Origin of the sequence: Haladaptatus sp. W1, assembly GCF_001723155.1 — an archaeon.
Lineage (GTDB): Archaea > Halobacteriota > Halobacteria > Halobacteriales > Haladaptataceae > Haladaptatus > Haladaptatus paucihalophilus.
The window spans coordinates 1-12,432 of record NZ_MEIH01000342.1 but is presented as its reverse complement, the minus strand read 5'-3'; the positions used below and the strand labels follow the sequence as shown (position 1 = coordinate 12,432).

Here is a 12,432-nt window from a genome sequence, read left to right as displayed (position 1 = left end):
TGTACTCTCAGGAACCGTCTCGTAGCCCTGCGTCACCACCAACAGCACGTCGATGATGTCGTCGATGCGGTCGAACGATTCCGTGATGTAATCGACCGCGACCGGGGCCGCGTCGTCCGGGAGTTCGTTGCAGTACATCTGGCCGATCATGAGCGGGTTTCGGAGTTCGTGGGCGACCATGCTGGCGAAGCTATCGAGTCGCTGGTTCTGCCGTTCGAGTTGTCGCTCGCGCTCATTGCGCTCGGTTACGTCCCGGACGACGCCAACGAGGTCCTGCCCCGAACCGGTCTGCTTCGGAAGTCCCGCGACGGTCGCCTCGATATCCAACATCTCGCCGGCCGCCGTTTCCAGTATTGCGTCGTACGTCTTCGTATCGCTATCGTCGGCGAGGAGTTCGTGTTGCAGTTCGTTGGAGAGGTCGTTCAACCCCCTCACGACGACGAGCGAGGTGTGTGAGCCGAGCAGTTCCTCGCGGTCGTACCCGACGATTTCGGCGTAGGCCTCGTTGACGTGGATAAAGTAGTCGTCCTCGTCGATGACGAAGATGCCGTCGTTGACCGTCTCGACGATGGTTTCGTAGCGTTCGAGTTCCTTGCCGTACCGCTCCGCCTCCCGCCGCTGTTCGTCGGCGTTGAGCGCCCGCGTCTCTGCTTGCGCGTCGTTGAACCCCATTCCCAGCCCGGAGAGACTGCCGAGTGCCGTGAGGATGAGCATGCCGCCGACCGACGGGGTGTTGCGGGCGACGAGATAGATAAAAAGGAGGATACCGAGCATCGCCACCATACCGCCGAGACACCACTTCGCAACGGACGAGAAGAGTTCCGAGCGAATCTCGGTTCGGGGCAGCCAGTACCCGACGTAGAGGAGGACGAGTCCGGGACCGGCGAGGAGGGTGAAGATGGTAAAATCGATACCGAGCGTCCAATCGGTCGCGACTGGCGTGAACGAAATGCTAGAACCGGCCCCGACGTACAGCGCGCCGAGCACCGTGATTACGCGCCGTCCGACGACCCCCGATGGGTCCCACGACTCAAGCATGGATGGAGATGTGGCCGGAATGGGTACTCACCGTTGTCATACACATTCCCATGCCATCATGTAAGTATCGAATCGCCGGAGAAACGACGCGAGCGGTGAACGAACGTCACGGACGGAAACACAACACCGACCGTCCGATGGCGACCGTCGCTACTGCTGGAAGTGGTTCTGAAGGATTTCGAGCGTCTGTTCCCTGTCGTCCCAGTCCACGAACAGGGCGACGCTGGTCGCGCTGGTGATGAGGTCGTGGATGTTGATGTGCGCTTCCGCGATGGGGTCCACGAGTTCGTGGATGATTCCCGGCTCGTTCGGGAGTTCGCCGCCCGTCACCCGAATCACGGCGATGGGGTCGTCCACCGTCACGCTAGAAAGCGATTCCTCGTCGATGACCTCCTGATGAAGGATGTTCTCGGCGCGTTCCGCTTCCTCCCTGTCCACGTAGAACGTGATGCTGTCCATGCCGCTCGCCACCGCGTCGATGTTGATGTTGCCCGTTCCGAGCGCGGTGGAGAGGTCGGCGAGGATACCGGGGCGGTTTCGAATCGCACGTCCCGCCAAGGTCATGCAGGCGAGCGGCGACTCGCGCATGTCGATGAGGTTCTCGAACTGTCCCGTGACGTTCGTCCCACCGGCCAGCAGGTCGCCGTGCTGGTAGTGGACGACGCGAACGTGTAGGTTGTCGTCCTTGTACGAGAGCGCCGACGGCGCGACGACCTCCGCTCCGCGGAACGAGAGGTTTCGGAGTTCGTCCACCGTGATTTCGCCGACGTTCCGTGCGCCTTCCACGACGCTCGGGTCGCCGGTCATGACGCCCTCCACGTCGGTGACGATGACCACTTCGTCGGCGTCCATGTAGGTGCCGAGCATCACGGCCGTCGTGTCGCTGCCGCCGCGGCCGAGCGTCGTCACGCCGCCCTCCTCGTTCTCGGCGAGGAATCCGGTGATGACGGGAACGATGCCGTCCAACTCCGACGCGAGTTCGGCGGCGCGTTCCTTCGTCGCCTCGACGTTGACTTCCCCGCGCTTGTCGGTGATGACGGGCCACTGCTCGCTGCCGGGTTCGAGAAACATCGCGTCCACGCCGCGCGCGGACAGGGCGGCCTTGAGCATCCGGACGCTCGTGCGCTCGCCCATGCTGACGATTTCGGCGCGGTCGGGTTCGTCCGCGTCGAAATGGATTTCGTCGAGGAGTTCGTCGGTCGTGTTGCCCATCGCGCTGGCAACGACGGCGATTTCGTGTCCTGCTTCGACGGCTGCTGCTACGGAATCTGCGGCACGGTTGATGCGGTCACCGCTCCCGAGGCTGGTGCCTCCGAACTTGGCGACTACGCGCACCGAACCACCGTCCGTGGTCGGTAATTCATGGGGTGGCATTGCAACGGTGGCCAGATAACTGCTTGCATGTCAAGAATTTCTGCCAGTTATTCCGCTGACAGTATCGGGGCGGTTCGGAAACCCCGATGCCGACCTCGGCAGGTCGAACGGTCGGTGGCGAAGACTCAGTTCGTAGAGAGTCGAACGCTCGCCGTGTCGGTGGCACCGTTCGCATCCGTGACTTTCAGTTCCACCGTCAGCGACCCGCACGTCGGGATGGTAGCCGAGACTACCGAACCGGACTCCTCGTACTGACCGTCACCGTCGATGTCCCACGCGAACTCCAGTTCTCGCCCGGTCGAACAGGAAGCGGCGAGTCGAACGATATCTCCGACATCCAAGGAATCCAAATCGAGATTCGATACGACATCGATACACACGTCGAGCGGCGGGAAGTCGTCCCCTCCGTCGGGGTCATCGGACGGAAGTCGCTCGTCGCCGTCCGGTCGCCGGTCGCACGACCCGAGGACGAAGAAGTTCGAGTAGTAGGTGTACTTGTAATCGAGCGTCGCGTTGGCTGGATACGTCGCGGCATACAGTTTGCCGTTGCTGATAACGGGAACGCCAGCGGCCGGAGCGTCTTCCGGTGACGTTTCGAGGCCATCGCTGTCGAGGAGGTATGACCACTGGCGCTCGCCGGTCGCGCTATCGACGGCGTGAACGAGTCCGCGACCGGCAGCCGAGTCCGACTCCGGGATGTACTGTCCACAGACATAGATTATCCCTCCGCCAACTACGGGACTACTGAAGAACTGTCCCGGGAAGGTGGTTTCCCAGGCCGTCTCTCCGGTTTCGGCGTCGAGCGCCTGCACCACGGATTCCCCGTTCAAATCCACAAGGAGTACGTGGTCGCCGGTGATGGCAGTTCGCCCGTCCCATCGGTTGCCCGCGTCGGACTCGTATTCCCACTGCAGTTCGCCGCTGTCCGGAGACCGAGCCTCTATCGTGACCTGCGTGTCGTCTCCCTCGAGGAAATCCGTCTGAGTGAAAAACACCATCCAACCGTTGGTTGCGGGATTGCCGAGGGTCGTGTCGTCCGGCGAGACTTCCCACTGTTTCGAACCGTCGTCCGCATCCAACGCGATTCCGCTGCTCGTAAAGACCGACCCATCGGTGTAGCTCAGCGTCGTCCCGACCTCTTCTTCGATTCCGGTCACACCCTCGGTTTGCCACAAGGTATCGCCGGTCTCGGCGTCGAGTGCGTAGATGTCTTCCTCGTTCGCGGTGAACACCCGGTCGCCTACGAGAATCGGACGGGACCACCGACTGTGGTCACGCCGCGTCCACATCGTCTCCCCGGAATCGGCATCGAGCGCATAGAAACCGTGGTCAGATTCTTCGGTTTCGGCGGTCTGCGTCGCGAAGTAGAGCATCTCTCCGGACGTCGTCGGAGTTTTCGGATTCGGAAAACCGGTACGTTTCCACCGTCTGTCGCCGGTTTCGATGTCGTACGCGCCGAGATATCCGGCGCGTTCGCCGGGGGTGTTGTTCGCCGTGACGGCGAGGTATAACACGTCGTCGCCGACGACGGGCTCAGTATGGTACATAGTACCGTCCAAGTCCAATCGCCAGTCGAGGGTCGGGAACGGCGTCGGACCGCTATTCTCGGTCGTTCCCGTCCGTCCCGGCCCGCCCCGTGGGCCGGTCCACTCGTTGGAGTCCACGACCTCAGAATCGGCGACGACGGAGCCAGAGGTTCCGTAGCTCGCGACGCCCATCGTGATACCGACGGTTTTCAGGAACGTTCGACGGTCAGTGCCCTTTCGCGGCGCAGGTTCTCCAGGCATCGTTCGGACGTAAAAACAACCGTTTTTGGTATTGTTATGACGTGCCTGAAGTTAATATTGCAGCATCAAGCAGGCTATAACAAACATAGTCGAACGACGGTACGGTATTCGAATAGAAGCAAAGCGCGGACCTGGAGACAAAACACAGCACCGAGGCGGACGGGATACGCGGTCTTCGAAGGGCCGGAGTGAACGCGGTTTCGACGTCTTGGTGGGCGAAGTCACGACGAATCGTCGGAGCGCATACTCACTCGTTTACGTCCTGGTCGCCGGTTTCCCCGGAAGTGGCGTCGTCTCCGTGGGTTGAATCAGGGGGCTCGTTGCTCGAAGACCGCTTTTCCGACGCTATCTCCGGGGATTCGCCCACGAAGTTCCCCGCCTTTTCGAGTTCCTCCATCGGGTCGAACGCGACGAGTCCGTCACCCCCGGTGTACTCGTAGGCGACCCACTCGGGAATCGTGAGGACGCCGTTCATTTTCCGGATGCGAACCCGTTTGATGAGCACGTCCTCGATTATCGATCCGTCCAACTGCAAGTCGATGATTCCGTCGATGACGTAGGCCATGTCGTGGGGAAAGGCGTCCTCTTCCCCGGTGAACGTCGCGCCCGCGAAGACGATGACGAACCGGCCTTTGCAGATGTCCGCTCGGATGTCCTTGACGAAATCGTACGCTCGAACGGGTTGGACGAGGGATCCGAATTCGGTCAGCGAGTCGATGGCGACGACGCCGGTGTCGCTCATAGACAGCGATTCGAGGCAGTTGTCGAGTTTGTTCTGGAGTTCGCTCGTGTCGCTCGGGTCGCGGACCGTCGTCGTCGCGTCCGCGACGATGCGGTGGAGGAACTGGTTCCACTCGTCCATCCGAGTGAACATCCGGTCGCGGTCGCTGACGCGATACGTGAAACAATCGAGGATGTGTAAGAGACCGGATTCGAGGTACGGGAGGACGTTCCACTCCAACGAGAGGAACTGCTCGATGACGGAAATCGGAGGTTCGGTGAAGCTGACGACGATGGCGGGTTCGCCGCGCCGAAGCGTCCGCCAGACGAGTTCCGACTGGATGGCGTTGTCGCGGGTTCCACCCTCACCGGAAAGGAGGACGAACGAGTTCCGCGGCAATCCCTCCGGCAGGTGGTCGTCGAGCGCCGAGACACCCGTAGTAATCTGTCGAAAGCCGTGGTAGGTCGTGAACACGCGGTCGCTTCGGCGCATCTCGTCCCGGCAGGTCCGCGAGCAGAACTCGTAGGTGGTATCACCGTACGCCAGCGATACCGGAATCTCGGGACACGGCAGACGACAGAAATCACACCGTGCTCGGTCGGCGTTCATGGAGTCGTCGCTCATAGTCACACGTTAGCATCCGAAGAGGATGAAGCTACTCCCGGCCGCAAACCATCGGTAATCGGTGTGTCGAGAACGATTGGGCTGGGCTGAAGAGTTAATGCGAGGGAGCGAGAATAGCCACTCATGCGCGTCCGAGACGCGGTAGAGGCAGACGGGGGACGCCTCGCGGCACTCGCCGACGTACCGACCGAGGTGATGGCCGACGTGGTTCACGACCGGACGGTTCGCGTGGCGGAATCGGATGGAGAAATCGACGCCTTCGTCGGGTTCGAGGCCGACGAAGAGACGGTGCACGTCACGCACCTCTTCGGCGCGGAGGCGGCCTGCGAACACCTCCTCGACGAGCCGATTCGATTCGCGGAACGGGAGGCGATGCCCGTCGAAATACTGCTTCCCGAACCCGAGACGGATATCGTCGCCGTCGCCGAGAACGTCGGATTCGAAGAGTCTGACCCCGGCCCGTGGTTCGACGGCCACCGAACCCGTCGATTTCGACTGGAGAATCCGACGACCGAGACGGAATGAGTGCGAGTAACACGGCAGAAACCACCATACGCGACGTTCCTTTCCGAAACGTATTTTAATCTCTCCCGATTACCACGACATGCGTGTCCGGGTTGGGGTAGTGGACTATCCTCCAGCCTTGTGGAGGCTGGGACGCGGGTTCGATTCTCGCACCTGGACCTTTTTGCGAACATTTCTTCGTGAGCGGGTAGTTCTCGGAACCATCCGCGAGCGACTCACGCGCGACGTCTCGAAACGGACTACTTCGGTTTCCAGTCGAGTTTTATCGAGACCGTCTCCCGGTCCCCGCGGAGCACGGAGGACGACTCGCGGATGCCGATTTCGTAGCCGATCTTCTTCCGCGGCGAGAGCGTGACCGTCTTGTTACCGACGTCGATATCGGCGGAACCTTTCCCGCGGAGTTGGGCCGCGATATCTTCGAGGAGGTCCGCCGCTTCGTCGCGCGTTACTTGTGCTTCGTGAAGCGTTTTTTCGGACATGGACGAAGGCGTACTTCACACTGGAAAATAGCTGTTGTGGGCACGATGTTCGGCCGGACGAACCCCGCGAGCGGTGGGTTCGACTCACCCGCCAGGAATCGACCGATTCGTCGCGCGTCGTGCGATTTTCCGTTACCGTCGGTTGTGCGGGCGAATCTTCCGCGAGCGAAACGTTATAGCGGTCGAAAAATCCCTAAACAACCGGTAGAAATCTTAGGCCCGCCAAAATCGGCGGGAAGGCATACAAGCGTGTAGTCCCAATTTTTCGCCATGAGCTGGGGGCCGTACGCACTCGTCTTCGTCGCGGGATTGATCGCGGCGTTCGGAACGAGTCTCGGAGCGGTTCCGTTGTTCTGGGTCGACGCCATCGACGACAAACTCGACGTGGGACTGTGGGGTTTCGCCGGGGGGTTGATGGCGTCCGCCTCGGTGTTCGGGCTGCTCTTCGAGTCGTACAAAAAGGACAGCAGTTTGCTGCTCGTCGGTGGCGGAATCGTCTCCGGCATCGTCCTCGTCATCGTCGCCCATCGGGTCGTGGACCGCTACGGGACGAACTATCGACCCGAAGATATCGCCATGGGAGATTTTCAAACCATCCTCAACATCCTGCTGGTGTTGTTCGTCCATAGCTTTCCCGAGGGACTCGCCATCGGCGTCTCGTTCGCCGAACTCAATCGGTCGGGCGGCATCCACCTCCTCGGGTTCTCGGTTCCCTTCGTCGCCATCGCCATCACGGGGTCGCTCGCGATTCACAACTTCCCCGAGGGGCTGGCGACCGCGATTCCGATAAACGACGTGGACGGAATCGGAAACGGCCGCATGTGGGGCGCCGCGTTCTTCACGAGCCTCCCGCAACCGGTCGGGGCGGTCATCGCGTTCTACTTCGTCCGGCTGGCCGAGCAGTTTCTCGGTTTCGGCTACGGGTTCGCGGCCGGGTCGATGCTGTACCTCGTCATCGGCGACGTGCTCCCCGAAGGGCTCGAAGCGGGCGAAAACGTGTCGAGCGCGAAGTGGTACCTGTCCGCCGGTGTCCTCGTCGGATTCGTGGCGTTCGTCCCGCTGGTGTTCGTCCTCTAATCGACCAACTCGCCGAGCGTGTCGAGCCACCGCGTCACCTGCTCGAAGACCAGGTAAGTGTCCGTGACGTGGCGCTGGGCGCTGTAGGACCAGTCGTCCCACCGCTCGGGCGACCCGAGCACGTCGTCCAGCGTGCGGGCGACCGATGCCGGGTCGCCCGAATCCGGGACCAACCGTCCGTCCTCGCCGTCGCGGATTTGGGCGCTGATGCCGCCGGTGTCCGCACCCATCAGGACGGCCCGTTTCCACATCGCCTCCGTCACCGTGAGACCGAATCCCTCCTGAAGCGAGTTCTGGGCGACGACCGAAGAGCACCGCTGGAGGGCGTTGATGACGAGCGCACTGTCGTGCTGGTCCGGCGGCATGACGACGACGGCGACGTCGGACCGTACCTCGGGGTCGAGCGCCAGCCATTCCTCTTCCAGATTTTCGAGCGCCTGGCGTCCCTCCGGGTCGTCCGCCACCGAGGAAGGGTCGGGACCGACGAGGAGGAGACGGGCGTCTTCGATTCGCTGACGGTGAGCGGCGGAGCGCTCCGAATCAGTCGAATCGTCGCCGCCGTTCGCGGCCGTCTTCGCGGAGGCGTCCACGTCTTCACGAACGTCGCGTTTGAGTTCGGCGAACCCGCGCAACAGGGGAACGAATCCCTTGAGACCGTCCCAGCGGGAGATCTGACAAATCGTCGGACGGAAGAGCAGGCCGATGTCGTCCGGGTCCGTCGCGGGCGCGAACGTGCCGTCGGCCTGTAATCGCCGCGCCGGTTGGTCGAACCGCTCGACCGGGTGGTCGGTGTCGATGAGGTCCGCCCGCGCCAGAACGGTAGCGGCCTCCTGCGGCTTGAGACGGCGGTTCTTCGCGCTGAACGGGTCGATTGCGGGCGGGATGATGTCGGCCTCGGTTTCCAGAAATGCGGGAATGTACGCGGGGAGCGTGAACACCGTCCGGTCGTAGTCGGCTATCCACGGGCGGAGGAACTCCCACGCGGTTCGGGATTTTTCCGAATGCTCCTCGGAACCGATGTGACACCGCCAGACGGCGGGAACGTCCAGTGCGTCGGCGACCATCGAACCCGCCGCGAGCGGTTGCGGGTCGTGGACGACGAGCACGTCTTCGGGTGCGATGTGGTCTTCGAGTTCGTCGGCGACCGAGCGACTCGTCGCTTCGTAGATCGACCGCTCGTGGTCCACGAGGTCGGGGTCGCCCGCACCGTGCAGGAGGTTGTGAATCCCCTTCGTGAACTCGAAGAACACCGGTTCGTCCACGTCGATGACCGCCCATTCCGCATCGACACCGAGCGCGCGGAAGAGGCCGACGAGTTTCGGCATCATCTCGGCGACGCCACCGCCGCTCGCCGTCGAGTTCACCATCCAGACGGTGCGCCCGTCCAGCGCGGCCACGTCGTCGGTGACGGCGTTTTGCATCGTTCGGACCGAATCCCGAAGGACGGTATCGGTCGCGTACTCCTCGATAGTGTGTTCGACCTCGATGTCGATGAGTCGTATCATTGGTACCGTCGCGATGCTATGTGGGATGACAGCACACCGTAAACAGATTGTGTTCGAAAACTGTCAAACGAACGGAGAGCGACGGATGAATTCGGGTCAGTTGTAGGTACTAAATCCTACTGTGGAATACTATTTTATACTGAAAAATACTAAATAGCATCGAATACTACTGAACTCGTTTCTCGACTACTGAACTCTACTCGACCGGTCGGGTACGGGCGATAGACGAACCGTCATCGTTCGCTAACGGTCGTCGAAACGACGGTCCCTTCGTTATCGACGGTCAATCGAAGCGCCTCGGAATCGAGGGGGATACGGAGACGGAGGCGGGGTGGGTCGTCATCGAGGACGGTCAGATAGTCGCGGTGGAGCGCCCAGTCGAGGTCCCAGAGATACCGCTCGTCGAGCGAGACGCCGCGTTCGGCGTGAAAACCAACGACTCGGGGGTCGTCGCGGACGAGACACCCGACGGGGAGGTTCGCCATCGCCCAGCACGCAGAACAGGAGACGCGGAGTCGGTACGGCACGTTTCCGGTGCCGAGTTCGGGTCGGTAGTCGGTGAGGGTGCCGGACATCCGGGAACCACATTCGGGACAGGTACCGGCGGCCGCGAGAGCGTTCCAGCGGCGGGTCCACACCTCGAAAGCGTCGAGGAGGTCGTCGCGGCGGGTCGTCGGCGCTGGCGGAAAGGGATTGTGCAGAAGTTCCTCGTCGCAAGACTCGCAGGCGATGTGGACGCGTTCCTCCTCGTAACGGGCGAACAGCGCCCCGTTTCCGCACTCGTAACACGTACCGGGTGCGTCGAGCGTCGTCCCGTCGGCCTGCTCGGTGAACACGCCCGCCGTCAGCGCGCTCGCCACCTTCCGGCCCGCGTAGGTGAGCGCGTAGCCGTCGGACGATTTTCTGACGAATTGCCCGACGAGGCGCTGGAGGTGATAGTTGAAGTTACCGCTGTCGCGGAGGCCGACCCGTCGTTTGAGGTCGGCGTAGGGGAGCGGAGAGTGACCCTCGCGGAACGCCTGCTGGAGTTCGTAGAGAATCGAGACGCGGCGTTCGTTGCCGATAGCGGCGAGCGCGTCGGCCGGGTCGGGTCGCTCGTCCTCCATGTTCGGTCGTTCGGCGAGGGCGAATAAAACCCCCGTGAAAAATGTCAACTTTCTATGTGCAATCGAGTGCGCAGAAGGAACTCGGTGCTGTCGCACGGTCGAGTAGGTATGTGGCAGTCGAATCGGAACATCGGCCTCTACTACGCCTACAAGTCCACGAAGGCGGTGGAGTTCTACCGGCCGATAATGTATCTCTACTTCCTCTCGCTCGGGTTGGATTACACCGGAATCGCCATCCTCGAAGGGATTTACAACGTCACGACCCTCGTCTCGGAGATTCCGACGGGATACGTCGGCGACCGAGTCGGCCGACGGAACAGTCTCCTCATCGGGACGACCATCATCACGCTGACGCTCGTGGGCATCGGTTTCGCGGGGAACTTCGCACAACTCGCGGTGCTGTACGCCTGCTGGTCGTTCGGCTACACCTTCCGGTCGGGGAGCAGCGACGCGTGGCTCTACGATACGCTCACCGACGACTTGTCTGAGGACAGGTTCGCCCACGTGCGCGGACGCGGGCAGGCGGTTGCCCTGCTGGTCGGCGTCGTCGGGTCCGTACTCGGCGGCTATCTCGGGAACATCGACCTCGCCTACCCGTTTCTGGTCGCCGCCGGGGTGACTGGAATCGGCGTCCCCGTCCTGCTCGCAATGGACGAACCCACGAGTTACGAGGAGAGCGAATCCGACGAGCTCGGCATCCGGGAGGCCGTCGGCGTGATTCGGGAGACGCTTTCGAATCCGCGGCTTCGGGCCTTCGTCGTCTACTACTTCGTCCTCTTCTCGGCGGTGTCCTACCTCGTGTTCATGTACGTCCAACCGGTGTTGGAGACCGTCCTGCCGCAGGTCGGCGTTCCGAAGGGAAGCGTCGAACCCATTCTCGGCTGGTTCTACGCCGCCATCAGCCTCCTCTCGGCGGGACTGAGCTACTACACCGGCGCGATTCGGGAGCGAATCGGCATTCGGACGTGGTTCCTCGTGATTCCGTTCGTCGTCGGCCTCGGCCTCGTCACACTTCGGTTCGTCCCGGTACTGGCGATTCCGGCGTTCCTGTTCGCACGCGGTATCGCGGAGACGACCCGCTCGCTGGCGTCCCAATACGTCAACGACCGCATCGAGACGCTCGGACGGGCGACGGTGTTGTCCGCGCTGGCGATGGTGAGTTCGCTGACCGTCATCCCCTTCCAACTCGGGAGCGGACTGCTTTCGGACGCCGCCTCCCCGCTCACCGCGCTGGCGGTCGCGGGCGGCGTACTCGTGGTCGGGTCGCTCGCCGTCCTCGGCTGGGAGTCGCCGGTGAAATCAGCCACCGGACAGCGCGCTGAGGCGGAGTAGCACCCGTATTCGGAATCTCTTTGAAGGCAGAAACCCCACGCCCCCACATGAAGGTGTTCGGGTCGAGCGGGACGAGAGGGGTCGCCAACGACGAACTAACCCCCGAGTTCGTGCTCAAAATCGCGAAGGCGGCGGGGACGGTCTGGCGCACCGACCGAATCGCGCTGGCACGGGATACGCGAGCCACGGGAGACATGCTCGCGGACGCCGCCGCGAGCGGGTTGGCGAGCGTCGGGGCGAACGTGGACCGACTCGGCGTCATTCCGACGCCCGGCGCACAGGCGTACGCCGAAAGCGAGGGCGTTCCCGCGTTGATGATAACCGCCTCGCACAACCCGCCGGAGTACAACGGCGTGAAACTCATCGGCGACGACGGTATCGAACTCGCCGTCGGCAGCCTCGAACGAGTCGAAGAGAAGTTCCTCACCGAGAAGTTCGAAGAGGTTCGCTGGAGCGAGACGGGTCACAGCCACCTCATCGAGGACTCCCGCGAGCGGTACGTCTCGCAACTGCTCGAATCCATCGATAGGGACCGAATCGCCGACGCGAACCCCACCGTCGCGCTCGACCCCGGACACGGGGCCGGATCGCTCACCTCACCCGAATTCTTCCGCAAACTCGGCTGTACCGTCGTCACGACGAACAGCCAACCCGACGGCCACTTCCCCGGTCGTGACCCCGAACCCGTCCCCGGAAATCTCGCAGACCTCGGCCGGTTGGTCGAAGCAAGCGGCGCGGACGTCGGCATCGCACACGACGGCGACGCCGACCGCGCCATCTTCTACGACGAGAACGGCCAGTACATCGAGGGAGACGCCACGCTCGCCGCGCTCGCCGCCGCACAACTCGAACCCGACGACGCCG

The 12,432-nt window shown here is 62.5% G+C and carries 10 protein-coding genes, 1 tRNA gene and 1 pseudogene; 5 read left to right on the top strand and 7 right to left on the bottom strand.

Annotated features, from left to right (window positions below; translation table 11 throughout):
- The 4 genes from BG842_RS19970 to BG842_RS19955 form a co-directional block, all read right to left on the bottom strand.
- A partial coding sequence (locus BG842_RS19970) for a PAS domain S-box protein (protein WP_083252656.1) occupies positions 1-1,038 on the bottom strand: 1,038 nt, incomplete at its 3' end.
- A gap of 150 nt (positions 1,039-1,188) precedes the next feature.
- Positions 1,189-2,373 (bottom strand): aspartate kinase, encoded by a 1,185-nt coding sequence (locus BG842_RS19965; RefSeq protein ID WP_069452153.1) that lies wholly within the window; start codon positions 2,371-2,373, stop codon positions 1,189-1,191.
- A gap of 164 nt (positions 2,374-2,537) precedes the next feature.
- Entirely contained in the window at positions 2,538-4,199 is a 1,662-nt protein-coding gene (locus BG842_RS19960; protein WP_254663323.1) for a PQQ-binding-like beta-propeller repeat protein, read from the bottom strand.
- A 247-nt stretch (positions 4,200-4,446) separates the two neighbouring features.
- On the bottom strand, positions 4,447-5,544 hold the full coding sequence (locus BG842_RS19955) for an ATPase domain-containing protein (protein ID WP_069452152.1): 1,098 nt from the start codon (positions 5,542-5,544) through the stop codon (positions 4,447-4,449).
- Between the two features lie 123 nt (positions 5,545-5,667).
- Here BG842_RS19955 and BG842_RS19950 point away from each other — a divergent pair, with 123 nt between their 5' ends.
- Entirely contained in the window at positions 5,668-6,069 is a 402-nt protein-coding gene (locus tag BG842_RS19950; RefSeq protein WP_007982228.1) for a hypothetical protein, read from the top strand.
- A gap of 86 nt (positions 6,070-6,155) precedes the next feature.
- Positions 6,156-6,228: transfer RNA gene (locus BG842_RS19945), tRNA-His, on the top strand.
- Positions 6,229-6,308: 80 nt separating this feature from the next.
- On the opposite strand, the gene BG842_RS19940 is transcribed toward BG842_RS19945, so the two are convergent.
- The gene (locus BG842_RS19940; RefSeq protein ID WP_007982226.1) at positions 6,309-6,548 is read right to left on the bottom strand and encodes an amphi-Trp domain-containing protein; all 240 of its coding nucleotides are present in this window, start codon (positions 6,546-6,548) and stop codon (positions 6,309-6,311) included.
- A 270-nt stretch (positions 6,549-6,818) separates the two neighbouring features.
- Here BG842_RS19940 and BG842_RS19935 point away from each other — a divergent pair, with 270 nt between their 5' ends.
- Positions 6,819-7,625, top strand: a complete 807-nt coding sequence (locus tag BG842_RS19935; protein ID WP_069452151.1) for a ZIP family metal transporter — start codon at positions 6,819-6,821, stop codon at positions 7,623-7,625.
- Here BG842_RS19935 and BG842_RS19930 read toward each other — a convergent pair.
- Positions 7,622-9,130 carry a glycosyltransferase gene (locus tag BG842_RS19930; RefSeq protein WP_069452150.1) on the bottom strand — a complete coding sequence of 503 codons (1,509 nt, stop codon included), beginning with the start codon at positions 9,128-9,130 and terminating at the stop codon, positions 7,622-7,624. The two genes, BG842_RS19935 and BG842_RS19930, sit on opposite strands and share 4 nt — an antisense overlap.
- Before the next feature lie 233 nt (positions 9,131-9,363).
- Positions 9,364-10,236 (bottom strand): hypothetical protein, encoded by an 873-nt coding sequence (locus tag BG842_RS19925; RefSeq protein WP_069452149.1) that lies wholly within the window; start codon positions 10,234-10,236, stop codon positions 9,364-9,366.
- A 108-nt stretch (positions 10,237-10,344) separates the two neighbouring features.
- Between BG842_RS19925 and BG842_RS19920 the strand changes: the two genes are divergently transcribed.
- A complete protein-coding gene (locus tag BG842_RS19920; RefSeq protein ID WP_069452148.1) occupies positions 10,345-11,568 on the top strand; it encodes an MFS transporter in 1,224 nt (407 codons plus the stop codon).
- A gap of 47 nt (positions 11,569-11,615) precedes the next feature.
- Positions 11,616-12,432: pseudogene (locus BG842_RS19915) on the top strand (phosphoglucosamine mutase); the annotation flags it as partial.